Here is a 24,868-nt window from a genome sequence, read left to right as displayed (position 1 = left end):
CTCAAACGCCGGACGGGCTGGAGGGTGGGGGTGCGGGCGGCTCTCGTCCTCGCACGTGCTCAAGCGCCGGACGGGGTGTCCTGGGTGTTCTGGGCCGCGAAGCGGGCCTTGGCCTCGTCGATCTTCTTCCCGTAGTGCACGGACGCCCACCACAGGCCCGCGAAGACCGCGCCCAGGAAGTACATCGTCGGGACGAAGATCCCGGAGGCGACCAGGGCGATCTGGAGGGCCCAGCCGAGGGCCACGCCGCCGGGGCGGGTGATCACCCCGCACAGGGCCACGCACAGGGCCATCGCGATGCCGCTGACCAGCCACACCGTGGCGGCGGACAGGTCGGCGTCCTTCATGGCGACCAGGGCGGCGAAGCCGATGACGAAGAACTCGCCGATCAGGGTGGAGGAACAGAGCGTCCGCATGATCAGGCCCTCCCGAGGAGCAGCCGGGCCTCGCCCACGGTGATGACGGAGCCGGTGACCAGCACCCCGCCGCCGGCGAACTCGCCCTCCTCCTCGGCCAGCGTGATCGCGGCCTCCAGGGCGTCGGGCAGCCGCGGTTCGACCTGGACGCGGTCCTCGCCGAACACCTCGACGGCGATCGCGGCCAGCTCGTCCGTGTCCATCGCACGGTGGCTGGAGTTCTGGGTGACCACGACCTCGGCGAAGATCGGCTCGAAGGCCTCCAGGAGGCCCCGGACGTTCTTGTCGCCGCTGGCCCCGACCACGCCGATCAGCCTGCTGAAGTCGAAGGCCTCGCCGACGGCCTCGGCGGTGGCGCGGGCCCCGGCGGGGTTGTGGGCCGCGTCGAGGACGACGGTGGGAGAGCGTCGTACGACTTCCAGGCGGCCCGGCGACGAGACCGCCGCGAAGGCCTTGCGGACCGTGTCGATGTCGAGGGGCTCGGGGCGCTGGGAGCCGACGCCGAAGAACGCCTCCACTGCCGCCAGGGCGACGGCCGCGTTGTGGGCCTGGTAGGGGCCGTGGAGGGGGAGGTAGACGCCGTCGTACTCGCCGCCGAGGCCGCGCAGGGTGAGCAGCTGGCCGCCGACGGCGACGTGGCGGGCCACGACACCGAACTCGAGGCCCTCACGGGCGACGGTGGCGTCGACCTCGACGGCCTTCTTGAGGAGCACCTGCGCCGCGTCGACCGGCTGCTGGGCCAGGATGACCGTCGAGTCCTGCTTGATGATGCCGGCCTTCTCGCCGGCGATCTCGGCGGTGGTGTTGCCGAGCCGGTCGGTGTGGTCGAGGTCGATGGGGGTGACGACGGCGACGTCCCCGTCGATGACGTTGGTGGCGTCCCAGGAGCCGCCCATGCCGACCTCGACGACGGCGACGTCCACGGGGGCGTCCGCGAAGGCCGCGTACGCCATGCCGGTGAGCACCTCGAAGAAGGAGAGCCGGTACTCCTGCCGGGAGTCGACCATCTCGACGTAGGGCTTGATGTCGTCGTACGTCTCGATGAACCGCTCGGCGCTGATCGGGGCGCCGTCGAGGCTGATGCGCTCGGTGATCGACTGCACGTGCGGGCTGGTGTAGCGGCCGGTACGGAGGTCGAAGGCGCCGAGCAGCGCCTCGACCATCCGGGCGGTGGAGGTCTTGCCGTTGGTGCCGGTGATGTGGATCGAGGGGTACGACCGCTGCGGCTCGCCCAGCACGTCCATGAGGGCGGCGATCCTGCTGACCGACGGCTCCAGCTTGGTCTCGCCCCAGCGGGTGGCGAGTTCCGCCTCCACCTCGCGCAGGGCCAGGTCGACCTCGGGGTCCTCGGGGCGGCCCGGGACGTCGGCCTGCTGCGGGCCGCCCTGGGTGCGCAGGGTCCGGCTGCCGGCCTCGATCACCGCGAGATCGGGGTCCCGGTCCGTCTCTGCCGCGACGATGTCCTCGAAGTTGTCGTCGAAGTTGTCGTCGAAGCCGTCGTCGGAGCTTTCATGGGGGTCGTGCGGAGGCAGATCACTCACGGCACCAGTCTACGGAGCCCTGCGGACGGGTGGACGCGTCGGTCGCCGGCAGCGCCTGCTCGCACCAGATCGTCTTGCCCGCGGAGGTCTGCCGGGTCCCCCATCGCCGGGTGAGCCGGGCCACCAGCAGCAGTCCCCGGCCGCCCTCGTCGAAGACCCGGGCCCGGCGCAGGTGCGGGGCGGTGCTGCTGCCGTCGGAGACCTCGCAGATCAGCATGCTGGTGTCGCGGATGAGCCGCAGCCGGATCGGGGGGCCGCCGTAGCGGATGGCGTTCGTGACGAGTTCGCTGACCACCAGTTCGGTGGTGAACGACAGCTCGTCCAGCTTCCAGGCGCCGAGCCGGCCGGTGGTCAGGGTCCGGGCCAGGGCGACGTGCTCGGGGTCCGCGGGGACCTCCCAGGTGGCCACCTGGTCGCAGGGCAGGGCGCGGGTGCGGGCGAGCAGCAGGGTCACGTCGTCGTGGGGTTCGCCGGTGCGCAGCGCGCTCACCACCCGGTCGCAGGCCGCCTCCAGCGACTCCCCCTCCCCGGACGCCGCCAGCGCCCGGCGCAGCCGGTCCAGACCGTGGCTCAGGTCGAGGTTGCGGGAGTGCACCAGGCCGTTGCTGAACAGGGCGAGGGTGGAGCCCGGGGTGAGGTCCAGCTCGGTGCTCTCGAACGGCAGCCCGCCGAGCCCGAGCGGCGGGCCGGCCTGGCCGGGGGCGGGCTCCACCGCCCCCTGCGGGGTGATCACGAAGGGCAGCGGATGGCCCGCGCTGGCCAGGGAGCAGTGCCGTGAGATCGGGTCGTAGACGGCGTACAGGCAGGTCGAGCCCACCTCGGCGGCCTGCTCCCCCGCTCCGTCGTCGAGGTGCAGGACCAGGTCGTCCAGGTGCGTGAGGAGTTCGTCGGGGGGCAGGTCGACGTCCGCGAGGGTGCGGACCGCCGTGCGCAGCCGGCCCATGGTGGCGGAGGCCTGGATGCCGTGGCCGACGACGTCCCCGAGGACCAGGGCCACGCGGGTGCCGGACAGCGGGATCACGTCGAGCCAGTCGCCGCCGACTCCGGCCCGGGTGCCGGTGGGGAGGTAGCGGTAGGCGAAGTCGACGCTCGGGCAGTCGGGCAGCACGTGCGGCAGCAGACTGCGCTGGAGCGCCAGCGCGGTCTCGCGCTCCCGGGTGTAGCGCCGCGCGTTGTCGATGGCGGACGCGGACTTCGCGGCGAGTTCCTCCGCGTCGGACAGGTCGTCCTTCTCGAACGGCGGTGAGTCCCGGGTCCGCCAGAAGGCGACCGTCCCCATCACGACGCCCTGTGCCGTCAGGGGTGCGGTGATCAGCGAGCGCATGCCGTAGGCGAGGAGCCGGTCCGTGTGGCGCGCCTCGGGAAGCCCCGTGCTGCCGGTGACCCGCAGATCGGCCGTGAGGGCCGCGCCGGCGCCGGTGGGCGGGTCGGCCCCGGGCGGCGAGTCCACGTCGATCAGGGCACCGGCCGGGTCCAGCGGGGAGTCGTCGCGGACGCCGCCGCGGGCCACCCGCCGCAGGACGGTCTCGGCGGCCGTCGGTTCCCCGCCGCGCAGCACGGACTCCGCCAGGTCGACGGTGACGAAGTCGGCGAAGCGCGGGACGGCCACCCGGACCAGCTCGTCGGCGGTCCGCCCCACGTCGAGGGTGTTGCCGACGGCGGTACCGGCGTCGTAGAGCAGCCTGAGCCGCCGGTGGCTCTTCTCCAGCGAGCCGGCCATGGTGTTGAACGCCGTCTCCAGCTGCCCGATCTCCCGGCGCCCGGAGAGCGGCACCCGGGCGCCGAGGTCGCCGGCGGCGAGCCGGGTCGCGAAGCGGGCCATCCTGCGCACCGGCCAGACGATCACCCGGGTCACGTAGGCGCCGTAGGCGATGATCAGGAGGACGGCCACGGCGACGCCGGCGGACGCGGCGATCGTCAGCGTGCGCATCCGGCCTTCCAGCGCGTTCTCGCGCTGGTTGATCGCGAGGCGCTCGGCCTGGACGTAGCGGGAGAACTGGCCCCGGAGCGCGTCGAGCCGCTGCTTGCCCTCCAGGGTCCGCGCGGCGCTGCTCGCGTCGGGGTCGCCGCGCCGGGCCTCGGCCACGAGCGGGACCGAGTAGTCGTGGACGAAGGACTGCCCGGCCCGCTGGATCTGCTGGGCGAGCTGCCGCTGGGCGGGGGACGTGCTGACGTCCACGAGCCGCTGGGCCTGCGCGGGGAACGCCGTCCGGGCGGCCCGCCACGGCTTGAGGAACTCGTCCTGCCGGGTGATGACGTAGCCGCGCTGGCCGCCCTCCAGGTCGAGGACGGTGCCCTGGACCACTCCGATCTGGTCCAGGGCCGGGCGGCCGCTGCGGGCGGAGAGCAGGGAGTGCCGGGCGTCCTGGATCGCCAGCAGCAGGATCAGGAAGACGAGGCCCATCAGCACGGCGAGCAGGGCACCCGCGACAGCCGCCAGGGGAGCCAGACCCCCCTGCCGAGGTCTCCTCGTTCGGCCCCTGCGCTGCATGCGGGCGTTCCCTCCGCCACCAAGCACCAAAACGGAACATTGAGGTCATGTTCCTACTTTTGGATTGTAGGGCGGAGGTACGCCCGCGGGGCCGCGCGGTGTGCGGCTACGCCTGCGGGAGGCGGTCCAGCTGGGCCTGGATCCGGGCGATGTCCTCGTCGGCCTTGACGAGCCGCGTGCGGATCTTGTCCACCACGTTGTCCGGGGCCTTCGACAGGAACGCCTCGTTGCCCAGCTTCCCCGTCGCCTGGGCCTTCTCCTTCTCGGCGGCCGCGAGGTCCTTCGCGAGGCGCTTGCGCTCGGCGGCGACGTCGATGGTGCCGGAGAGGTCGAGGGCGACCGTGGCACCGGCCACCGGCAGGGTGGCCGTCGCCGCGAAGGCGTCGCCCTCCGGCTGGAGGCGCAGCAGCTGGCGGATGGCCGCCTCGTGCGGCGCGAGGGCCGTACCGTCCAGCGTCAGCCGGGCCGGGACCCGCTGGCCGGGCTGCAGACCCTGGTCGGCGCGGAAGCGGCGGACCTCGGTGATGACGGACTGGAGGCTCTCGATCTCCCGCTCCGCCGCCTCGTCCCGGAAGCCGCTGTCGGCCGGCCAGTCGGCGATCACGACCGACTCGCCGCCGGTCAGCGTCGTCCACAGGGTGTCCGTGACGAACGGGACGACCGGGTGGAGCAGCTTCAGGGTGACGTCGAGGACCTCGCCGAGGACGCGCTGGGAGACCTCGGCGCCGCGGCCGCCCGCCTGGAAGGTGGTCTTGGACAGCTCGACGTACCAGTCGAAGACCTCGTCCCACGCGAAGTGGTAGAGGGCGTCCGACAGCTTGGCGAACTGGAAGTCGTCGTAGAACGCGTCGACTTCGGCGACCGTCTTGTTGAGGCGGGAGAGGATCCAGCGGTCCGTCGCCGACATCTCGGACGGGTCCGGGAGCGGGCCGTCGACCGTCGCGCCGTTCATCAGCGCGAAGCGGGTCGCGTTCCAGATCTTGTTGGCGAAGTTCCGGGACGCCTGGACCCAGTCCTCGCCGATCGGGACGTCGGTGCCGGGGTTGGCGCCGCGGGCCAGGGTGAAGCGGACGGCGTCGGAGCCGTACTGGTTCATCCAGTCGAGCGGGTCGACGGCCGTGCCCGAGGACTTCGACATCTTCTTGCCGAACTGGTCGCGGACCAGACCGGTCAGGGCGATGGTCCTGAAAGGGACCTCGCCGTCCATCGCGTAGAGGCCGAACATCATCATCCGGGCGACCCAGAAGAAGATGATGTCGTGGCCCGTGAGCAGGACGTCGGTCGGGTAGAACTTCTCGAGATCCGGGGTGTGTTCGGGCCAGCCGAGGGTCGAGAAGGGCCACAGGCCGGAGGAGAACCAGGTGTCCAGGACGTCGGGGTCCTGGGTCCAGCCCTCCGCCTCGGTGCCGGGCGGCTCCTCGTCGGGGCCGACGCAGACGACCTCGCCGCCGGGGCCGTACCAGACCGGGATCCGGTGGCCCCACCACAGCTGGCGAGAGATGCACCAGTCGTGCATGTTGTCGACCCAGTCGAAGTAGCGCTTCGACATGTCGGCGGGGTGGATCGTGACCCGGCCGTCGCGGACCGCGTCGCCCGCCGCCTGCGCCAGCGGGCCGACCTTGACCCACCACTGCATGGACAGGCGCGGCTCGATGGTGGTCTGGCAGCGCGAGCAGTGGCCGACGCTGTGGACGTAGGGCCGCTTCTCGGCGACGATCCGGCCCTGCGAGCGCAGCGCCGCGACGATCGCGGACCGCGCCTCGAAGCGGTCGAGTCCCTCGAAGGGGCCGTGGACCGTGATGATCGCGCGCTCGTCCATGACCGTGATGGAGTCCAGGCCGTGGCGCTGGCCGATCGCGAAGTCGTTCGGGTCGTGGGCCGGGGTGACCTTGACGGCACCCGTGCCGAACTCGGGGTCGACGTGCGTGTCCGCGACGACCGGGATGCTGCGGTCGGTGAGCGGCAGCTTGATCCGCTTGCCGATCAGGTGCCGGTACCGCTCGTCGTCCGGGTGGACGGCGACCGCGGTGTCACCGAGCATCGTCTCCGCACGCGTGGTGGCGACGACGACGGTCTCGTCCCCCTCGCCGTACTTGATGGAGACCAGCTCGCCGTCGTCCTCCTGGTACTCCACCTCGATGTCCGAGATGGCCGTGAGACAGCGGGGGCACCAGTTGATGATGCGCTCGGCGCGGTAGATCAGCTCGTCGTCGTAGAGCTTCTTGAAGATGGTCTGGACGGCCTTGGACAGGCCCTCGTCCATGGTGAAGCGCTCGCGGTCCCAGTCGACGCCGTCGCCGAGCCGGCGCATCTGGCCGAGGATCTTGCCGCCGTACTCTTCCTTCCACTGCCAGACCCGCTCGACGAACTCCGCGCGGCCCAGGTCGTGGCGGGACTTGCCCTCCTCGGCGAGCTGCTGCTCGACCTTGTTCTGGGTGGCGATGCCGGCGTGGTCCATGCCGGGCAGCCACAGCGACTCGAAGCCCTGCATGCGCTTGCGGCGGGTCAGCGCGTCCATCAGCGTGTGCTGGAAGGCGTGGCCCAGGTGCAGCGAGCCGGTGACGTTGGGCGGGGGGATGACGATGGTGTACGCGGGCTTGTCGCTCTTGGCGTCGGCCGCGAAGTAACCGCGCTCTACCCAGCGCTCGTACAGCGGCCCCTCTACGTCGGCCGGCGCGTACTGGGTCGGCAGTTCGGTGCTGGGCGCTGTGGGCTGCTGCTGAGCATTCTCGGTCACGGGGCTCAGTTTAGAGGTGTCCCGGCGCTGTCCCGAAACGCGTTTGTTCTGTAACGGTGAGCACCCCCGTGCCATGAGTCCCCTGTGGCTGAGCCAGGATGTCAGGAACACATAAGCATCTGGAGGGGAACCCAGAGATGAGCTACAACCAGCCGGGCCCGTACGGAGGGCCGCCGCCTCAGCAGCCGGGACCGTACGGGCAGCAGCCGGGCCCGTACGGCCAGCCGCCGCAGGCGCCCCAGCCCGGCTACGGGTACCCCCAGCAGGCCCCGCCGGCCGCCCCGCCGCAGCCGGGACCCTACGGGCAGCAGCCGCCGCAGCCGGGCTACGGCTACCCGCCCCAGGGCGTTCCCCCGCAGGACAACCCGTACGGCCAGCCGCAGCCGCCCTACGGTCAGCCGCCGTACGGCCAGCAGCCCTACGGCGTTCCGCAGCCGCCGGCTCCGGGCGGCGGCAAGAAGAAGACAGGGCTGATCATCGGGGCGGTGGCGGTGGTCGCCGCCGTCGCGGTCGGCGCGTACTTCGTGCTCGCCGGGGGTGGCGGCGGGCTCAAGGACGACGGGCCGCACAAGCTTTCCGCGCCCGCCTCGATCCTGTCCGCCAAGTACAAGCGGGTGGGTGACTCCAGCGAGCAGAAGGCGAGTTCGAGCGACGCCGAGGACCTCGCCAAGTCCGGTGTCACCGACGCCACTTCGGTGACCGCGATCTACTCGACCATCGACCTGGAGTCCCTGGACACCAGCAACCCGGCGGACGTGGCGAAGGCGGAGACCGCCGAGAACGTCACGCTCTTCGGGGTGTACGGCACGGTGAAGGACCCGCAGGCCGCGCTGGACGCCACCTTCGCCAACATGAAGAAGGACGGCGCCTCGGACGACAGCGTGCAGTTGGTGGGGGACGCCCAGTCCGTCTCACCCGCCGGGCTGGACGGCGCGGTGATGAAGTGCCAGCAGGCGAAGGGCAAGAACCAGCTCACCGGCAAGGCCCAGACGGCCTACCTGTGCATCTGGGCGGACTACAGCACCATCGGCATGGTGGAGCCGACGGCGGCGGTGAAGACGTACAGCATCGACGAGTCGGCGAAGATCGCGGCCGACGTACGGGGTGAGGTACGCGTCGCCAAGTAGGCACCGCCGGCCCACGCGAAAGCGCCGGACCCTTCGACGAGGGTCCGGCGCTTCGGTGTTGGCTGACGGGGTTACGCCGACTTCTGCTCGCCCGCGCCCCGGCCGCGCGCGTCGCGCGGGATCAGGGTCGGGTTGACATTGGAGTGGACGACGTCGGCCGTGATGACGACGCGGGCCACGTCCTTGCGGGACGGCACCTCGTACATCACCGACATGAGGACCTCTTCCATGATGGCGCGCAGGCCGCGGGCGCCGGTCTGGCGGAGGATCGCCTGGTCGGCGATGGCCTCCAGGGCCTCGCGCTCGAAGTCCAGCTCCACGCCGTCGAGTTCGAAGAGGCGCTGGTACTGCTTGACGAGCGCGTTGCGCGGCTCGATGAGGATCTGGAGCAGGGCCTCGCGGTCCAGGTTGTGGACCGAGGTGATGACGGGCAGCCGGCCGATGAACTCCGGGATCATGCCGAACTTGACCAGGTCCTCGGGCATGACGTCCTCGAACTGGTCCTTGGACTGCAGCTCGCGCTTGGAGCGGATGGTCGCGCCGAAGCCGATGCCCTTGGCGCCCGCCCGGGACTCGATGATCTTCTCCAGGCCGGCGAACGCACCGCCCACGATGAACAGCACGTTCGTCGTGTCGATCTGGATGAACTCCTGGTGCGGGTGCTTGCGGCCGCCCTGCGGCGGGACGGAGGCCGTGGTGCCTTCGAGGATCTTGAGCAGGGCCTGCTGCACACCCTCGCCGGAGACGTCTCGCGTGATCGAAGGATTTTCGCTCTTCCGGGCTACCTTGTCGATCTCGTCGATGTAGATGATCCCGGTCTCGGCCTTCTTGACGTCGTAGTCGGCGGCCTGGATCAGCTTGAGGAGGATGTTCTCCACGTCCTCGCCCACGTAGCCGGCCTCCGTCAGCGCGGTGGCGTCGGCGATCGCGAACGGCACGTTCAGCATGCGGGCCAGGGTCTGCGCGAGGAGCGTCTTGCCGGAGCCGGTGGGGCCCAGCAGGAGGATGTTGGACTTCGCCAACTCGATGGCGTCGTCGCGGTTCTGGCCGCCGCCGTTCTCCCCTGCCTGGACCCGCTTGTAGTGGTTGTACACCGCGACCGAGAGGGCCTTCTTGGCGGGCTCCTGCCCGACCACGTAGCCCTCCAGGAACTCGTAGATCTCGCGGGGCTTGGGGAGTTCCTCCCAGCGCACCTCGCTCGTCTCGGCGAGCTCCTCCTCGATGATCTCGTTGCAGAGATCGATGCACTCGTCGCAGATGTACACACCGGGCCCTGCGATGAGCTTCTTGACCTGCTTCTGGCTCTTGCCGCAGAACGAGCACTTGAGCAGATCGCCGCCGTCACCGATGCGTGCCACGGTGTGCTTCCCCTTCGCCTGGGAGACGCCTGGACTCTTCCGAATCCAGCGCCTCCTGGTGCTGCCTTATGTCGACGGTACCTTGCCGGGCCCCCTGTACGGGCCCCCCTTGGCACGGTTCACTTTGACGCGCACCTTGACGTGCGCGCGGTCAAACCGTGCCAAGGGCGGCAGAGAATACATTCTCTGTCAGCGGCCTCTGTCAGCGGACGTCAGCGTTGTTCATCTTCCGGGTGGAGATGATCTGGTCCACGATGCCGTACTCCAGCGCCTCCTCGGCCGTGAGGATCTTGTCGCGCTCGATGTCCTCGCGGATCTTCTCGATCGGCCGCTTGGTGTGCTTGGCCAGCATGTCCTCCAGCTGCTCGCGCATCCGCGTGAACTCGTTGGCGATGATCTCCAGGTCGGAGAGCTGGCCGCGGCCGGTGGAGCCGGCCGGCTGGTGGATCAGCACGCGCGAGTTCGGCAGCGCCATGCGCTTGCCCGGCGTGCCGGCGGCGAGCAGGATGGCCGCGGCCGAGGCCGCCTGGCCCATGCAGACCGTCTGGATGTCGGGCTTCACGAACTGCATCGTGTCGTAGATCGCCGTGAGGGCGGTCATGTCGCCGCCCGGGCTGTTGATGTAGATCGAGATGTCCCGGTCGGGGTCCATCGACTCCAGGCACAGCAGCTGCGCCATGACGTCGTTGGCGGAGGCGTCGTCGATCTGGACGCCGAGGAAGATCACGCGCTCCTCGAAGAGCTTCGCGTACGGGTCGTACTCGCGGATGCCCTGGGAGGTGCGCTCGACGAAGCGCGGGATGACGTAGCGGGCTTCGGGCCGGGGCCCGTCGTAGCGGGCGTCAGCGGCGCCGGGGAAGTTGCTCATGAGGGTGTTCACCGTCCTGGTGGCGTTCGGGGGGCTGGAGTCTCGGCGGAGCGTGGCGTGGCCGGGCCTGGTCTCAGGCGCCGGTGCCGCCGCCTCCCGGAACACCGGAGGCATGCGTGATGATCTCGTCAATGAGACCGTACTCCTTGGCCTCTTCCGGGGTGAACCAGCGGTCGCGGTCGCCGTCGCGGATGATCGTCTCGACGGTCTGGCCGGAGTGCAGCGCGGTCAGCTCGGACATGGTCTTCTTGGTACGCAGCAGGTACTGGGCCTGGATCTTGATGTCCGAGACCGTACCGCCGAGGCCCGCGGAGCCCTGGTGCATCATGATGTCCGTGTGCGGCAGGGCGAAGCGCTTGCCGGGGGTGCCGCCGGTGAGCAGGAACTGGCCCATCGAGGCCGCCATGCCCATGCCGATCGTGACCACGTCGTTCGGGATGTACTGCATGGTGTCGTAGATCGCCATGCCGGCCGTCACCGAGCCACCGGGGCTGTTGATGTAGAGGTAGACGTCCTTGCCGGGATCGGCCGCGAGCAGCAGCAGCTGCGCGGTGATCTTGTTCGCGATGTCGTCGTCGACCTGCTGGCCGAGGAAGATGATCCGCTCGCCGAGCAGCCGGTTGTAGACCTGGTCACCGAGGCCACCACCGAAGGAAGGCTCGCCGGCGGCGGAGGGCATCAGATTCGTCACGTATCCACCTGCTCGTCTTACGACGGCGCCGGGCCGTCTCACGTTTCCGTAGCCGGGGGCTTGGCTGCCCTCGTACTCATGGACCCTAACGCGATGGTCCCTTCGGGGAATCCCGGTAACAGGGCTGTTCGCCGGGGGCGTAGCGGCCACGGCGGTGGGCCGGTGGCTACTCGCCGTGGTTGTGCGGGTGCGCGGGTGTGTGCGGGTGCGCTGCGGCTTGTCGCGCAGTTCCCCGCGCCCCTTTCGGGGCGCTGCCCCTGACCGGTACGACGAAGGGGCCCCCGGGAATGGCCCCAGAAGCCCCTTCTACGTCGCTGGAGGCGCCGTGGGCTCAGCCCTCGGTCTTCTCCTCGGCGGCCTCGTCCGCGGCGTCCGTGGCCTCGGCGGCGGCCTCAGGGGCCTCCGCCTCGTCCTCGTCCTCGTCGTCCAGGTCGACGATCTCGCCGTTGGTGTCCTTCACCGTGGCGGCCTCGACCACGACGGCCAGGGCCTTGCCGCGGGCGACCTCGCCGACCAGGAGCGGGACCTGGCCGCCCTCGACGACGGCCTGGGCGAACTGGTCGGGGGACATGCCGGAGGAGGCCGCGCGCCGCATGAGGTGCTCGGTGAGCTCCTCCTGGTTGACGTTCAGCTTCTCGACCTTGACCAGTTCGTCGAGGACGAACTGGGTCTTGATGCCCTTGACCGCGGCCTCGCGGGTCTCGGTCTCGAACTCCTCCTCGGTCTTGCCCTGGATCTCCAGGTACTTCGGGAGGTCGAGGCCCATCTGGCCGAGCTGGTGGTGCTCCAGGTTGTGCTTGCGGGTGTTGATCTCGTCCTCGAGCAGCTTCTCGGGGACCGGCACCTCGACGAGCTCGAGCAGCTTCTCCAGGACGCGCTCCTGGGCCTGCGTGGCCTGGTCGTACGTCTTCATGTCGGCGAGGCGCTTGCGGCTGTCCGCCTTCAGCTCGTCCAGGGTGTCGAACTCGGAGGCGAGCTGCGCGAACTCGTCGTCCAGCTCGGGGAGTTCGCGGGCGGCGACCTGGGTGACCTTGACGGTGACCTCGGCCTCGCGGCCGGCCGCGGAGCCGCCCTTGAGCTCGGAGCTGAAGGTGGCCTCGCCACCGGCCTCCAGGCCCTTCACGGCGTCGTCGATGCCGTCGAGGAGCTCGCCGGAGCCGATGGTGTAGGAGACACCGCTGGCGATGCCGTCCTCCAGGACCTCTCCGTCGACCTTGGCTTCCAGGTCGATGGTGACGACGTCGCCGTCCTCGGCGGCGCGCTCGACCGGGGAGGTCGAGGCGAAGCGCTCGCGGAGCTGCTCGACGGACTTCTCGATGTCCTCGTCGGTCACCTCGACGGCGTCGACCTCGACCTCGATGCCGGAGTAGTCCGGGATCTCCAGGGCCGGGCGGACGTCGACCTCGGCGGTGAAGTTCAGCGTCTCGCCGTCCTTCAGCTCGGTGATGTCGACGTCGGGCTGGCCCAGCGGGTTCAGCTCGGCCTCGTTGACCGCTTCGGTGTAGAACTTCGGAAGCGCGTCGTTGACCGCCTCCTCCAGGACCGCACCGCGGCCGAACCGCTGGTCGATGACGCGGGCCGGGATCTTGCCCTTGCGGAAGCCCTTCACCGTGACCTGCTGGTTGATCTTCTTGTACGCCGCGTCGAGGCTGTCCTTGAGCTCCTCGAAGGGCACCTCGACAGTGAGCCGAACCCGGGTCGGGTTCAGGGTCTCCACGGCGCTCTTCACGGTTCGGTCTCCTTGTGGCTGACTTCTCGGGTTCTGCCGGTACCAGAGGGGCCCGGCGGAGTTTCGCCGCCCGGAGGAGTTCGAGGCCGTCCTACAGGGGGCCGGGACACACGGGCGCGCAGCTTGCATAGTAACCGCAGCCGCTCAGCGCCCCAAAAGGCGATCAAGACGGACGCCGTCAGGTGGTGGTCGGGGTGGCGGGATTTGAACCCACGGCCTTCCGCTCCCAAAGCGGACGCGCTACCAAGCTGCGCCACACCCCGTATCGGTGCGACACGTAGGGTACATGCCCGGGCCGCCTGCGTCGGCCGCTTTGTTCACCCGCGTCGGCGCGACATCCGCGCAGACCAACACGTTGGCCTCAGCGGCGGACGACCCGCTACGATGCCTTCTGTGCCGCGGTCACCGACCTGCGGCGCGTGTTGTGCGGGCGTAGCTCAATGGTAGAGCCCCAGTCTTCCAAACTGGCTACGCGGGTTCGATTCCCGTCGCCCGCTCTTGGCGGATCAGGGCCAGGTCAGAGGATGCCTCCTCGGCCTGGCCCTGATCGTTTCCGCGTTCGTTTCCGCGAGCCGCGTCCTCGGGTGCCACGCCGGACGGGCGGCCGGGTTGCCCGTGCCGGCACCGCGGTCAGAAGTTGATCGAGTTTATGGTCTGCGCCAGCGAGTCGAGGAAGCGCTGGATCGAGGGCGCCATCCCGGTGGACGCGAGGAAGAAGCCGAAGAGGACGGCGACTATGGCGGGGCCCGCCTTGATGTTCCCCCCTCTCATCAGCACCACAAGGATGATCGCCAACAGCAACACTACAGACAGTGAAATGGCCACAACTGATCACACCCTCGGTCGGTCCGCTCTCCGGCCCAGGGGTACGGCCCGCACCCCCGCCAGATCCATCGTGCCACCAACCCGGCCGCACTATGCGGTTCGTGACACAACGTCGACAACACCCGGCGCACCGACAACCGCCCGCACTGCAATTCGAGGGCCCACCCGGCCATGGATCCACGGCAATTGACAGACATGGTTTCAGTGTCCACACAACACGTGCGCAGCCAATTCGAATTCTTGACACAGGCACGGCAAGTGGCGATCGCCTGCGGACGTTATGCACCAATTAGTAGGGATGAATAGGGACATCGCGGGTGTAAGTGCCGCATGAAACCGCATAGGCGCAGGCATCGACTTCGGTAAATCACCGGGCTGTTCACGGGCCGCCGTCGCCGATTACCGGGATTCACGGCGGGGGTTTTACGAAATCCCACAGGCGACGCTAGGGTGCCTCAGATGTTTGACGCCGCCACGTCCCCCGGCCAGAACCGAACACCACGTCCCCCGGCCCGCCCGCCGGTGGGCAGACCGCGCGACGCGTTCTTCGACAACGCCAAGTACCTGGCGATCGTGCTCGTCGCGATGGGTCACTCGTGGGAGCCGCTGAAGGGCGACAGCCGCGTCCTGGAGGCGCTGTACTGCGTCGTGTACGCCTTCCACATGCCGGCGTTCATCATCGTCTCCGGCTACTTCTCCCGGAACTTCGACATGCGCCCGGACCGGCTGAAGCGGCTGGTCACCGGGGTCGTCGTGCCCTATGTCCTGTTCGAGACGGCCTACTCGCTCTTCCAGCGCTTCGTGATCGGCGACTCCGGCCAGGACATCAGCCTGCTCGACCCCTGGTACCTGACCTGGTTCCTGTGCGCGCTGTTCGTCTGGCGGCTGACCACACCCGTGTGGAAGGCGGTCCGCCACCCCCTTCCGGTCGCCTTCGGCATCGCGATGCTGGCGTCGGTGTCCCCGAGCATCGGTGACGACCTCGACCTCCAGCGGGTCCTGCAGTTCCTGCCGTACTTCGTGCTGGGCCTGTGCCTGCGGCCCGAGCACTTCCGGCTGGTGCGCCGGTGGCCGGTGCGGATCGCCGCGGTGCCGGTGTTCGCCCTCGCGCTGGTGTTCGCATGGTGGTCGGTGCCGCGGATGAACACCGCGTGGTTCTACCACCGGGACTCCGCGCAGGAGCTGGGTGCGCCGTGGTGGTGCGGGCCGGTGATGGTGCTGGCCATGTTCGGCTGCTCGATGGTGCTGACGGCCGGCTTCTTCTCCTGGGTACCGGGCCGGCGCATGTGGTTCACGGCGCTCGGCGCGGGCACGCTCTACGGCTACCTGCTGCACGGCTTCGTCGTGAAGTACGGCGTCCACGCGGGCTGGTTCGACCCGAAGTGGCTGCACGGACCGCTCGGCGAGATCCTCGTCACCGCGGTCGCGGGCGCCCTCGTGACGCTGCTGTGCACCCGGCCGGTGCGGCGGGTGTTCCGGTTCGCCATGGAGCCGGGGATGGCGTGGGCGTTCCGGCGGGACGCGGCGGAACTGGCCCGGGCCCGGGAGCGGGAGCGGGAGCGCGAGCGCGGGCGCGGGCCGCAGAGCCGGGAGATGGCCAACGCGTGACGCGTGTCCCGCTGACGCGTTACGCGGGGAGACCGAGGAGGGCGCGCATCCGGGCGTACTTCTCGGTCAGCCGTTTCCTGGTGTCCTCGTCCAGTACGGCGAGACGGCCAGGGTCGGCGTTGTGCGCGAGGTCGGCTTCCTTGACGAGCAGGGCGCCGGGGGTGGTGAGGATGCGGTGGGCGTACGACTCGGGGGGCTCGCCGGGGTGCTTGGTGAGGGCGAGGACGACGGCCTTCGTGCGGGGGCTCAGGGCGGCGGTGGCCAGCCACTCCTCGGTGAGGGCGTGGTCCTCGACGGAGTCGTGCAGCCAGGCGGCGGCGATCTGCTCGGGGTCGCCACCACGGGCGCGGACGCCGTGGGCGACGGCGGCGAGGTGCTCGGCGTAGGGGCGGCCGGCCTTGTCGGTCTGCGCCGCGTGGACGTCCCGGGCGAGCTTCTCGACTTCGGGGAGGGTGAGGAGAGGGGGCGGCGTGGTCACGGTGCGAGTATGCCGTGGCCGGGGCGGGGGGTGTCACTTACCGGCGCTGGCAGGGTGCCGCCCGCGCCCACCCGTGCCGCCCCAGCGGCACGACTGCCCGCGGCTAGATGAACTGACACGCCTGCCAGCGGCTGGACGAGCTGCCACGGCTGCCGGCGGCAAATGAACTGGCACAGCTGCCAGCGGCTGGACGGGCTGGTACGAGCGACCGCGGCTGCCGGCGGCAAATGAACTGGCACAGCTGCCAGCGGCTGGACGGGCTGGTACGAGCGACCGCGGCTGGGTGGCGATGGTGCTGTCCGCGGCTGGGAAGAGGCGGTGGCTGTAGCGCCCCGTCAGGGGCGCGGGGAACTGCGGGATCGGCCACGGGCTGGGCGCAGTCGGCTGCCGGCCCGCGGGCTTCGCCGGCCGCCCGGCCGCAGCCGCACATGATCCGGCGCCGGCCGGCGGTCCGTGGTCACCTCGCCGCCTCTCGGCAGATCAAGAGCAGCGCCCGGTCGTCGTTGACGTCCTTCGCCACCGCCTCGATGAGGTGCCACGCGGCGCCGTGGAAGCCGCCGGCCACATAGCGGTCGGCTTCTCCCGTCAGGCGGTCTATGCCTTCCACGATGTCGCGCTCCGACGTCTCCACCAGGCCGTCCGTGAAGATCATCAGGACGTCGCCCGGGCGCAGGGAGCCCTTCACCGGGTCGAACTGGGCGCCGTCGTAGACACCGAGGAGGGGGCCTTCGGCGGCCTTCTCCTCCCAGCGGCCGCTGCCGGAGCTGAGCTGGAGACCGGGCGGGTGGCCCGCGGAGTACAGCTCGTAGTCGCCGGAGTCGAGGTCCAGGACCAGGTGTATGGAGGTCGCGAAGCCCTCGTCCCAGTCCTGGCGGAGGAGGTAGCCGTTGGCGGCGGGCAGGAAGGCGTGCGGCGGCAGGGAGCCGAGGAGGCCGCCGAAGGCGCCGGACAGGAGCAGGGCGCGGGAGGCCGCGTCCATGCCCTTGCCGGAGACGTCCGTGAGGACGACCTCCATCGTGCGGCCGTTGTTCGTGCGGGCCGCGACCACGAAGTCGCCGGAGAAGGACTGGCCGCCGGCCGGCCGCAGGGCCATCTCACGGTGCCAGCCCGGCGGCAGCTTCGGCAGCTTGCTCTGCACCCGGATGCGTTCGCGCAGGTCGAAGAGCATGGTGCCGCCGCGCCGCCAGGGCACGCCGACCCGGCTGCGGAACTGGGCGGTGAGGAGCCCGAAGAAACCGCAGGCGGCCACGACGAGGACCACGCCCGGGGTGACCCGGGAGGGGCCCTCGGTGTAGGGGCCGAGCCGTACCGACTCCACGATCAGGGCGGTGGCCGCTGCCGCGTACAGGCCGAGCAGGCTCGCCGGGCGCAGCAGCAGGCCGCCCGCGATGATCGGCAGGACCAGTGCGGCCGGGGAGAACCAGACCGAGTTGGCGAGGGTCATGGCGGCGAGGACCGGGACGGTCAGCAGCAGCCCGACCAGCGCGATCCAGTCGGAACCGTCGCCGCGGAAGTAGTCCACGGCGCTTCTGCGCACGCCGACGCGGACCCGGTGCCACTGCACTTTCCACCGGGCCGGGAACGTCTCGGCCTTCGCGCGCCGCTCTCGGTCTACTGCCATTAGTTCGGGACCCTATCCATCGGACCAGCTGCTTGGCACGGGAGGTCCCACTTGTCCCCCGTCCGAGGCTCACCTTCGGGTGCGACTTCACAGTGAACTTCACCGGACGCCCCCGCGTCGCCGTCCGGGAGAAATTCGCTGGCTCGTCCCGCAATGCCCTGGTAGGCATGGCACATGGCGAGCGAACGTACGACCGGTTTGAAGGTGCTGCGCCCCGAGGAGTTCGACAGGTGGTGGGACCACCTGATCCGGGCGTTCGGTGCCGGTCCGGCATCGGCCGAGGAGCGTGCGCTGGACCGGTCCCTGACCGAGGCCGAGCGCTCGCTGGCCGCCTGGGACGGGGACGAACTCGTGGGGACGGCCGGGGCGTTCCGGTTCCGGATGGCCGTGCCGGGCGGTGCCCTGCTGCCCACCGCGGGGATCAGCATGGTGAGCGTGGCCGCGACGCACCGGCGGCGCGGGGTGCTGACGTCGATGATGCGCCGTCAGCTGGACGACGTACGGGAGTGGGGCGAGCCGCTGGCCGCGCTGACCGCCTCCGAGCCGGCGATCTACGGCCGCTTCGGGTACGGCGCCGCGACCTTCCAGCTGCTCGCCGACATCGACACCAGCCGGGTCACGCTGGACGTGCCGGCCGGCACCGGTGACGTACGGCTGCGGTACGCCGACCCGGCCGATGTGCTCGGCGCGTGCGAGGCCGTCTACGCGGAGCTGGTGCCGCTGCGGCCCGGGATGCTGGTCCGGCAGCCGGGCTGGGAGCGGGTGGGGCTGCTGGACCCGGAGAGCGAGCGGGAGGGCGCGTCGGCGATCCAGTGCGTGGTCGCCGAACGGGACGGGAAGGTCACCGGGTACGCCCGGTTCCGTACGAAGCTGGGCTGGTCGCCGAGCGGGCACGACGGCACGGTGACGCTGGAGGACCTGGCCGCGCTGGACCCGGCGAGCGACGCGGCGCTGTGGCGGTTCCTGTTCGGGATCGACCTGATGTCGACGCTGACGGTACGGAGGCGGCCGACCGACGACGCCTGGCAGTACCAGGTCTCCGACATCCGGCGCTGTCTGACGCGGGTGCGGGACATGGCGTACGTCCGTCTCGTCGACGTCGGTGCGGCGCTCGCGGCGCGCACCTATCAGACCCCGGTGGACGTGGTGTTGGAGGTGGCGGACGCCTTCTGCCCCTGGAACGCGGGGCGTTGGCGGCTGACCGGGGACGCCAAGGGGGCGTCCTGCGAGCGTACGACGGACAAGGCCGAGCTGGCGCTGTCGGTACGGGAGTTGGCGGCGGCGTACCTCGGCGGGGTGTCCCTGCTGTCGCTGGCGCGGGCCGGGCGGGTGAGTGAACTGCGGCCGGGGGCGCTGGCGGAGGCGTCGGTGGCGTTCGGCTCGCCGGCACTGCCGTGGCTGCCGCACGGGTTCTAGCGCGCGCTCAGCGTTTCTGGCAGGTGGGGCACCAGAAGAGGTTGCGGGCGGCGAGGCCGGCGGTGCGGATCCCGGTGCCGCAGAGGTGGCAGGGCTGGGTGGCCCGGCGGTAGACGTACACCTCGCCGCCGTGGTCGTCCACGCGCGGCGGGCGGCCCATCGCCTCCGGGGTGTGTTCGGGGCGGACGGTGTCGATGCGGTTGTTCCGGACGCCCTCGTGCATGAGTCCGACGAGGTCGGCCCAGATGCTGTGCCACTGCGCAGGGGTGATGTCCTTGCCCGCGCGGTACGGGTCGATCCCGTGCCGGAACAGGACCTCGGCGCGGTAGACGTTCCCGACACCGGCGATGACCTTCTGGTCCATCAGCAGGGCGGCGATCGTCGTACGGCTGCGGGAGATCCTGCGGTACGCCGCGTCCGGGTCGGCGTCGTCGCGGAGCGGGTCCGGGCCGAGGCGGGCGTGTACGGCGTTCTTCTCGTCGTCGGTGATCAGGGCGCAGGTGGTGGGGCCGCGCAGGTCCACGTAGGCGGTGGGGCCGGCCAGCCGGAGGCGGACGGTGTCGGTGGCCGGGGGCGCGGGGGCGTCGCCGAAGGTGACCTTGCCGAAGAGGCCGAGGTGGATGTGCACCCAGTCGCTGTCGCGGAAGCCGAGGAAGAGGTGTTTGCCGTGGGCCTCGGTACGGGTGAGGGGGGCGCCGTCGATCAGCTCCGCGGCGTCGGAGAACTTGCCCTGCGGGCTGGTGACCCGTACGGGTCCGCCGCTGAGCCGACGGTAGTCCAGCGCGAGCCGGTGGATCGTGTGCCCTTCTGGCACTGAGGTGATTCCTTTCCCACCCACCCACCCGACTCGGTCAGTGGAAAGGTGAACGTCTGAGGGGCCCGACTGCAGCGCCCCAACGGCGGCGCGGGGCCGTACCCATGTGCGGTTCCGCCGGTAGCGCCCCGTAAGGGGCGCGGGGAACTGCGCGAGCAGCCCCCGCGCGCCCGCGGCCGAACGCCTGCCGGCCGTCCCCTGCCTCGCCTCTCGGACGACCGAGTCGAGTGGGTGGGTGGGCGACGCTACGGCTGGGGGTGGTGCGCCGGGATCGGGGGGAGGTCGCCCGTCGTCTCGTACTCCGTCAGCATCTCGATGCGGCGGATGTGGCGCTCGCCCTCGGAGAACGGCGTGTTCAGGAAGGTCTCGACGAACTTCACCGCCTCGTCCTGCGTGTGCATGCGCGCGCCCACCGCGACGACGTTCGCGTTGTTGTGCTGTCGGCCGAGCGACGCGGTCTCCTCGCTCCAGGCGAGCGCCGCCCGCACGCCCTTCACCTTGTTCGCGGCGATCTGCTCACCGTTGCCGGAGCCGCCGATCACGATGCCGAGGGACTCGGGGTCCGCCGCCGTCCGCTCGGCCGCGCGGAGGCAGAAGGGGGGGTAGTCGTCGTCGGCGTCGTAGATGTGGGGGCCGCAGTCCACGGGGTCGTGGCCCGCCGCCTTCAGCCACTCGACGAGGTGGTTCTTGAGTTCGAAGCCCGCATGGTCGGAGCCGAGATACACGCGCATGGGATGAGTGTGACATGCGCGTGAACGCGCGGCAGGCGCGGGGCCGGACCCCGGAAATTGTGAGTAACACTACAGAACCTCAGGAAAACCTCAAGTAACGATCTGGATTCAAAGGTTCAGGAATCAGTCCACCTCCGTTTCACTGGACCGACTCGTACGCCGCTCGTACGAGGGCCCGCTCACCCGGCGCAAAGGAATTCCCCCCATGACTGGCAACGGTCCCCAAGACGGTCTCCAAGCAGGACTCAAGAACCGGCATCTGTCGATGATCGCCATCGGCGGTGTCATCGGCGCCGGCCTCTTCGTCGGTTCCAGTACCGGCATCGCCACCGCAGGCCCCGGCATCCTGCTCTCGTACGCACTCGTCGGCACGCTCGTGGTGCTGGTGATGCGGATGCTCGGCGAGATGTCCGCCGCCAACCCGACCTCCGGATCGTTCTCCGCGCACGCGGACCGCGCGCTCGGCCGCTGGGCCGGGTTCTCCATCGGCTGGCTGTACTGGTTCTTCTGGGTGGTGGTGCTGGCGGTCGAGGCCACCGCCGGTGCCACGATCCTGGAAGGCTGGATCCCGGCCGTACCGCAGTGGGGCTGGGCGCTCATCGTGATGGCGGTACTCACCGCCACCAACCTGGTCTCCGTCGGCTCCTACGGCGAGTTCGAGTTCTGGTTCGCGGGCATCAAGGTCGTCGCGATCGGCGCGTTCATCGTCGTCGGCCTGCTGGCGGTGCTGGGCGTGCTGCCCGGCGCGGACACCGACAAGGCCGGCTTCTCCAACCTCACCGGCCACGGCGGTTTCCTGCCGCACGGCCCCGGCGCCATCCTCACCGGCGTGCTGCTCGTCGTCTTCTCCTTCATGGGCAGCGAGATCGCCACCCTGGCGGCCGGCGAGTCGGAGGACCCGCAGCGCGCGGTCACCAAGTCCACCAACAGCATCATCTGGCGGATCGGCGTCTTCTACCTCGGCTCGATCCTCATCGTCGTCTCGCTGCTGCCGTGGAACGACCCGTCCATCAAGGAGAAGGGCTCGTACGTCGCCGCCCTCGACTCCCTGGGCATCGCGCACGCCGGTCAGATCATGAACGTCATCGTGCTGACGTCCGTGCTGTCCTGCCTCAACTCCGGCCTGTACACGGCCTCCCGGATGGCCTTCTCGCTCGGGCAGCGGGGTGACGCGCCGAAGGCGTTCGCGCGGACCACCGCCCGTGGTGTGCCGATGGCCGCGATCGTCGCGTCCGTGCTGTTCGGGTTCGTCGCCGTCTTCTTCAACTACAAGTTCCCGGACTCCGTCTTCCTCTTCCTCGTCAACTCCAGTGGCGCGGTGGCCCTGTTCGTCTGGCTCGTCATCTGCTTCTCGCAGCTGCGCATGCGGAGGATCATCCAGGCCGAGGCGCCGGAGAAGCTCGTCGTGAAGATGTGGCTGTACCCGTATCTGACCTGGGCGACGGCCGCTCTGATCGTGTTCGTCCTGGGCTACATGCTCACCGACACGGAGGGCGAGAGCAGCGGTCGTACGACCGTGCTGCTGTCGCTGCTGGTCGCGGCCGTGGTGGTCGTGGTCGCCGTGGTGAAGGAGAAGGTGACGGGCGGCCGGACGGCCGCGGCGGCCGCCGAGCCCGCCGACAAGGTGTCCGTCGGCTGACCCCGGCCGGCCGTCACAGCAGGGTGAAGCTCTCCTTCACCTGCTCGTAGGTCCGCACGGCCTGGGCTTCGACCGCCGGCTGGTACCAGGTGTTGATCTGGTACGACTTGCCGCCGGCGTCGAAGCCCAGCAGCCGTGCGTGCCAGGGGGTGCCCCTGAGGGTGAAGGTGTACTCCCAGACCACCGCCGGGTGGCCGCGGAAGGTCGTCTCGGCCAGCCGGATCTTGCTGTAGTCCTGGCCCTGGTGGGCGCTGCGTTCGGAGGCGGTCCAGGTGTTGATGAGGTTGCCGCGGGCGAGCGAGGACTTGGCGACGAGTTCCTGGCGGCCGTCGGGGGAGGTGTAGTGCACCTCGGCGCCCGTCTTCACGTCCCTGCGCCAGCCGGTGGGGGGCGCCCAGGCGAAGCCGCCGGCCTCCTCGTGGGCGCCGGGTGGGAGGGTGCGGGGGCGGGCGGTGCCCTCGACTGTGGGCGCCGATGAAGTGGGCGTCGTGGTCGAGGGGGTTGAGGAGTCACCGGTCGCTGAATTGCTTTCGCCGCCGCCTGTTGTGGTGGTGAGGAGGATGGCGAGGGCGGTGGCCACGGCTGCGGTTCCCAGTACGGCGAGGAGAGTTGTGCGTTTGGGGGGCTTGCGGTGGTGGGTCGCTGCGGGTGCGTGGGGGCTGGTCGCGCTCCGCGGCGGAGCCTCAGATGGATGCAGCCCCGCGCCCCTGTCGGGGCGCTGCAGTTCGGGGCGTTCCAGTGTCGGGTCCGTCGCATTGCTCGACGGGGTTTCCGAGCGGACCTCCGCGCGGGGTTCCGAAGGGGCCTCTGTCGATGCGCTGACCGGCGGGGATGCTTGTATCTCCGTCGGTGGTGGCTGCGGGCGTTCGTCCTCGGGGGCCGGGAGGTGCAGCACGTACGCCGGGGTCGGGCGTTCCGCCGGACGCGGGGCCGGATGGCGCTCCGTCGGGGTCTGGGCAGGGTACGCCACCGGGTGCAGTTCCTGTTCCACCTCCGCCAGGGCGGGCCGTACCGTCGGTTCCTTCTCCAGCAGTGCTGCCAGCAGGTCGTGCAACGGGCCTGCCGTGGGCGGGAGTTCGGGCTCCTCGTAGAGGACCGCGTGCAGGGTCGCCAGGGTGGTGTCGCGGGAGAAGGGGGAGCGGCCGGCGAGAGCCGCGCAGAGCGTCGCACCGAGCGACCAGACGTCGGACGGCGGGCCCTGCGGGCGCCCCGAGATGCGCTCGGGCGCCATGTAGTCGGGGGAGCCGACGAGCATGCCGACCATGGTGAGCGCCTTGGCGTCCTGGATCGCGGCAATGCCGAAGTCGGTGAGGACGACCCGGCCCGCGGTGCTCTCGACCAGCACGTTCCCGGGTTTGATGTCGCGGTGCAGCACTCCCCCGGCGTGCACCTGGCGCAGCGCCGCGACCAGGCCGAGGCCGATCCGGGCCGTCGCGCGCGGGCTCAGCGGCCCCTCCTCGGCCATGATCCACTCCAGTGAGCGGCCGTTGACCAACTCCATGACGATCCACAGGCGTTCGCCCTCGTCGACGACGTCGTAGACCCGTACGACGTTGGGGTGGTCGATCCGGGCGGTGGCCCTGGCCTCGCGCAGGGTGCGTTCGCGGCGGGTGCGGGTGTCCTCGGCGTCCAGGCCGTCGATCCGCATCTCCTTGACGGCGACCTGCCGGTCGAGCGTCTCGTCGGCGGCCCGCCACACCCGCCCCATCCCGCCCTGGCCGATGCTCTCGGCCAGCCGGTAGCGGCCGGTCACCAGCAGCCCGGGAACACCACCCTGCCCCGCACTCTCCGGATTCCCCGCACCAACTGAATTCCCTGAATTCCCCGAGCCCCCTGAACTCCCTGAATTTCCCGGCAATTCGCTGCACCCCCTCAACGACCGCCCCTGCTGACACACAATGGTCACACTTACGGCCGTACCAGCATAGTGCGGAGAAATCTTGTGGTACCTCTTCAAGTGACCGCGAATTCAGGCGCGGTCCAGGGGGTTGCAAGGGGGACGAACATGAGTTCTCGTCGTATGGCCCGGCGGCTGGCCGTGGTCACGGGGTCGCTGGTCACGGCATCCTTTTCGGCCGTGATGATCCTGCCGTTCACGGCCGCCGCCGACGACCAGGGACCGGGAAGCGGCAAGGGGGGAAAGGCGGTCGACCAGGCACCGGCGGGTGTGCAGTTGACGACCACACTGCCCGAGAAGATCTCGGTCGACAACAGTTCGCAGAAAACGGCGATCACCGCCACCGTCAAGAACGAAGGGACCAGGGAAAGCGGCGACATCAAGCTTTTGGTGGTCGGTTTCGACGGCCTGAAGGTCACCGGCGTGCAAGGCTGCGACGCCGTCGCGGCAAAGGATCTGCCGGCCGGTTCGAACAGCGCGTTCAGCTGCTCCGTCGGCGCGCTCGGCGCGGGCAAGGCGAAGTCCTACGCGGTCGACGCGACGTTCGACCTCGGCAGGACCGGGAAGATCTGCCTGCCCGTGCAGAGCGCGGACGGGAAGAAGACGTTCTGGCAGCAGGGCCCGGTGCCGTTCGGTACGACGAACCCGTCGCCGAACGCCCCGGCCACCCCGCTGCTGCTCGGCACCGACAACAAGCCGGTGGGGCCGAGCGGCGACCAGTTGCCGAAGACCGGCGCGGGACCTGACGTGCTGCCGCTCGGCGCGGCCGGGGCGGCGCTGATCGCGGCCGGGGCGGCGGGCGTGTGGTGGTCGCAGCGGCGGCCGCGGCAGCAGTCGTAACACCCGGTACGACAGCGGGGCCGGGGGGGGGGGGGGGGGGG

19 protein-coding genes and 2 tRNA genes are annotated in these 24,868 nt (G+C 70.3%); 6 read left to right on the top strand and 15 right to left on the bottom strand.

The window, feature by feature from the left end:
• Window positions 1–59: 59 nt before the first annotated feature.
• The 4 genes from ACWGKQ_RS48290 to ACWGKQ_RS48275 form a co-directional block, all read right to left on the bottom strand.
• A complete protein-coding gene (locus ACWGKQ_RS48290) occupies window positions 60–416 on the bottom strand; it encodes a DUF4233 domain-containing protein (RefSeq protein ID WP_453298474.1) in 357 nt (118 codons plus the stop codon).
• Between the two features lie 2 nt (window positions 417–418).
• Window positions 419–1,957: a bifunctional tetrahydrofolate synthase/dihydrofolate synthase gene (gene folC, locus ACWGKQ_RS48285; RefSeq protein WP_453298473.1), complete on the bottom strand. Its 1,539-nt coding sequence runs from the start codon at window positions 1,955–1,957 to the stop codon at window positions 419–421.
• Window positions 1,950–4,448: a SpoIIE family protein phosphatase gene (locus tag ACWGKQ_RS48280; protein WP_453298472.1), complete on the bottom strand. Its 2,499-nt coding sequence runs from the start codon at window positions 4,446–4,448 to the stop codon at window positions 1,950–1,952. The genes folC and ACWGKQ_RS48280 overlap by 8 nt, the downstream gene beginning before the upstream one ends.
• Before the next feature lie 106 nt (window positions 4,449–4,554).
• A complete protein-coding gene (locus tag ACWGKQ_RS48275) occupies window positions 4,555–7,185 on the bottom strand; it encodes a valine--tRNA ligase (RefSeq protein ID WP_453298471.1) in 2,631 nt (876 codons plus the stop codon).
• 137 nt (window positions 7,186–7,322) lie between these two features.
• Between ACWGKQ_RS48275 and ACWGKQ_RS48270 the strand changes: the two genes are divergently transcribed.
• Complete coding sequence (locus ACWGKQ_RS48270) at window positions 7,323–8,312, top strand: hypothetical protein (protein WP_453298470.1); 990 nt, start codon at window positions 7,323–7,325, stop codon at window positions 8,310–8,312.
• A 71-nt stretch (window positions 8,313–8,383) separates the two neighbouring features.
• Here ACWGKQ_RS48270 and clpX read toward each other — a convergent pair whose 3' ends face one another.
• The 5 genes from clpX to ACWGKQ_RS48245 all read right to left on the bottom strand — a co-directional run bounded on the left by clpX (window position 8,384) and on the right by ACWGKQ_RS48245 (window position 13,221).
• Entirely contained in the window at window positions 8,384–9,670 is a 1,287-nt protein-coding gene (clpX, locus tag ACWGKQ_RS48265; protein WP_453298469.1) for an ATP-dependent Clp protease ATP-binding subunit ClpX, read from the bottom strand.
• Between the two features lie 202 nt (window positions 9,671–9,872).
• Window positions 9,873–10,538, bottom strand: a complete 666-nt coding sequence (locus ACWGKQ_RS48260) for an ATP-dependent Clp protease proteolytic subunit (RefSeq protein WP_453298468.1) — start codon at window positions 10,536–10,538, stop codon at window positions 9,873–9,875.
• Between the two features lie 73 nt (window positions 10,539–10,611).
• Window positions 10,612–11,217, bottom strand: a complete 606-nt coding sequence (locus tag ACWGKQ_RS48255) for an ATP-dependent Clp protease proteolytic subunit (protein ID WP_453298477.1) — start codon at window positions 11,215–11,217, stop codon at window positions 10,612–10,614.
• Between the two features lie 343 nt (window positions 11,218–11,560).
• Window positions 11,561–12,958, bottom strand: a complete 1,398-nt coding sequence (gene tig, locus ACWGKQ_RS48250) for a trigger factor (RefSeq protein ID WP_453298467.1) — start codon at window positions 12,956–12,958, stop codon at window positions 11,561–11,563.
• 186 nt (window positions 12,959–13,144) lie between these two features.
• Window positions 13,145–13,221, bottom strand: a tRNA-Pro gene (locus tag ACWGKQ_RS48245).
• Window positions 13,222–13,384: 163 nt separating this feature from the next.
• Between ACWGKQ_RS48245 and ACWGKQ_RS48240 the strand changes: the two genes are divergently transcribed.
• Window positions 13,385–13,455: transfer RNA gene (locus tag ACWGKQ_RS48240), tRNA-Gly, on the top strand.
• Window positions 13,456–13,588: 133 nt separating this feature from the next.
• Here ACWGKQ_RS48240 and ACWGKQ_RS48235 read toward each other — a convergent pair.
• The gene (locus ACWGKQ_RS48235; protein WP_217549461.1) at window positions 13,589–13,783 is read right to left on the bottom strand and encodes a hypothetical protein; all 195 of its coding nucleotides are present in this window, start codon (window positions 13,781–13,783) and stop codon (window positions 13,589–13,591) included.
• 459 nt (window positions 13,784–14,242) lie between these two features.
• On the opposite strand from ACWGKQ_RS48235, the gene ACWGKQ_RS48230 reads away from it, so the two are divergent.
• Entirely contained in the window at window positions 14,243–15,391 is a 1,149-nt protein-coding gene (locus ACWGKQ_RS48230) for an acyltransferase family protein (RefSeq protein ID WP_453298466.1), read from the top strand.
• A gap of 19 nt (window positions 15,392–15,410) precedes the next feature.
• Here the strand turns inward: ACWGKQ_RS48230 and ACWGKQ_RS48225 are convergent, their stop codons facing one another.
• A complete protein-coding gene (locus ACWGKQ_RS48225; RefSeq protein ID WP_453298465.1) occupies window positions 15,411–15,869 on the bottom strand; it encodes an HD domain-containing protein in 459 nt (152 codons plus the stop codon).
• Window positions 15,870–16,326: 457 nt separating this feature from the next.
• A complete protein-coding gene (locus ACWGKQ_RS48220) occupies window positions 16,327–17,490 on the bottom strand; it encodes a PP2C family protein-serine/threonine phosphatase (protein ID WP_453298464.1) in 1,164 nt (387 codons plus the stop codon).
• A gap of 174 nt (window positions 17,491–17,664) precedes the next feature.
• On the opposite strand from ACWGKQ_RS48220, the gene ACWGKQ_RS48215 reads away from it, so the two are divergent.
• Window positions 17,665–18,906, top strand: coding sequence for a GNAT family N-acetyltransferase (locus ACWGKQ_RS48215; protein ID WP_453298463.1), 1,242 nt, complete (start codon window positions 17,665–17,667; stop codon window positions 18,904–18,906).
• Window positions 18,907–18,913: 7 nt separating this feature from the next.
• On the opposite strand, the gene ACWGKQ_RS48210 is transcribed toward ACWGKQ_RS48215, so the two are convergent.
• Both ACWGKQ_RS48210 and ACWGKQ_RS48205 read right to left on the bottom strand, forming a co-directional pair.
• Entirely contained in the window at window positions 18,914–19,720 is an 807-nt protein-coding gene (locus ACWGKQ_RS48210; RefSeq protein WP_453298462.1) for an Fpg/Nei family DNA glycosylase, read from the bottom strand.
• Window positions 19,721–19,965: 245 nt separating this feature from the next.
• The gene (locus tag ACWGKQ_RS48205; RefSeq protein WP_453298461.1) at window positions 19,966–20,451 is read right to left on the bottom strand and encodes a ribose-5-phosphate isomerase; all 486 of its coding nucleotides are present in this window, start codon (window positions 20,449–20,451) and stop codon (window positions 19,966–19,968) included.
• A 205-nt stretch (window positions 20,452–20,656) separates the two neighbouring features.
• On the opposite strand from ACWGKQ_RS48205, the gene ACWGKQ_RS48200 reads away from it, so the two are divergent.
• Window positions 20,657–22,090, top strand: a complete 1,434-nt coding sequence (locus ACWGKQ_RS48200; RefSeq protein ID WP_453298460.1) for an amino acid permease — start codon at window positions 20,657–20,659, stop codon at window positions 22,088–22,090.
• A 13-nt stretch (window positions 22,091–22,103) separates the two neighbouring features.
• Here ACWGKQ_RS48200 and ACWGKQ_RS48195 read toward each other — a convergent pair whose 3' ends face one another.
• Window positions 22,104–23,798, bottom strand: a complete 1,695-nt coding sequence (locus ACWGKQ_RS48195; RefSeq protein WP_453298476.1) for a protein kinase domain-containing protein — start codon at window positions 23,796–23,798, stop codon at window positions 22,104–22,106.
• Between the two features lie 372 nt (window positions 23,799–24,170).
• Here ACWGKQ_RS48195 and ACWGKQ_RS48190 point away from each other — a divergent pair, with 372 nt between their 5' ends.
• The gene (locus tag ACWGKQ_RS48190; protein WP_453298475.1) at window positions 24,171–24,827 is read left to right on the top strand and encodes a hypothetical protein; all 657 of its coding nucleotides are present in this window, start codon (window positions 24,171–24,173) and stop codon (window positions 24,825–24,827) included.
• Window positions 24,828–24,868: the final 41 nt, after the last annotated feature.

The organism is Streptomyces sp. NPDC054770, from assembly GCF_053611985.1.
This window is presented reverse-complemented; position numbering and strand designations above follow the sequence as displayed.

Coding starts and splice junctions, on each gene's coding strand:
- ACWGKQ_RS48290 (WP_453298474.1), bottom strand. CDS start 416: ATGCGGACGCTCTGTTCCTCCACCCTGATCGGCGAGTTCTTCGTCATC.
- ACWGKQ_RS48280 (WP_453298472.1), bottom strand. CDS start 4,448: ATGCAGCGCAGGGGCCGAACGAGGAGACCTCGGCAGGGGGGTCTGGCT.
- ACWGKQ_RS48270 (WP_453298470.1), top strand. CDS start 7,323: ATGAGCTACAACCAGCCGGGCCCGTACGGAGGGCCGCCGCCTCAGCAG.
- ACWGKQ_RS48260 (WP_453298468.1), bottom strand. CDS start 10,538: ATGAGCAACTTCCCCGGCGCCGCTGACGCCCGCTACGACGGGCCCCGG.
- ACWGKQ_RS48255 (WP_453298477.1), bottom strand. CDS start 11,217: ATGCCCTCCGCCGCCGGCGAGCCTTCCTTCGGTGGTGGCCTCGGTGAC.
- ACWGKQ_RS48230 (WP_453298466.1), top strand. CDS start 14,243: ATGTTTGACGCCGCCACGTCCCCCGGCCAGAACCGAACACCACGTCCC.
- ACWGKQ_RS48220 (WP_453298464.1), bottom strand. CDS start 17,490: ATGGCAGTAGACCGAGAGCGGCGCGCGAAGGCCGAGACGTTCCCGGCC.
- ACWGKQ_RS48215 (WP_453298463.1), top strand. CDS start 17,665: ATGGCGAGCGAACGTACGACCGGTTTGAAGGTGCTGCGCCCCGAGGAG.
- ACWGKQ_RS48205 (WP_453298461.1), bottom strand. CDS start 20,451: ATGCGCGTGTATCTCGGCTCCGACCATGCGGGCTTCGAACTCAAGAAC.
- ACWGKQ_RS48200 (WP_453298460.1), top strand. CDS start 20,657: ATGACTGGCAACGGTCCCCAAGACGGTCTCCAAGCAGGACTCAAGAAC.
- ACWGKQ_RS48195 (WP_453298476.1), bottom strand. CDS start 23,798: ATGGGGCGGGTGTGGCGGGCCGCCGACGAGACGCTCGACCGGCAGGTC.
- ACWGKQ_RS48190 (WP_453298475.1), top strand. CDS start 24,171: ATGATCCTGCCGTTCACGGCCGCCGCCGACGACCAGGGACCGGGAAGC.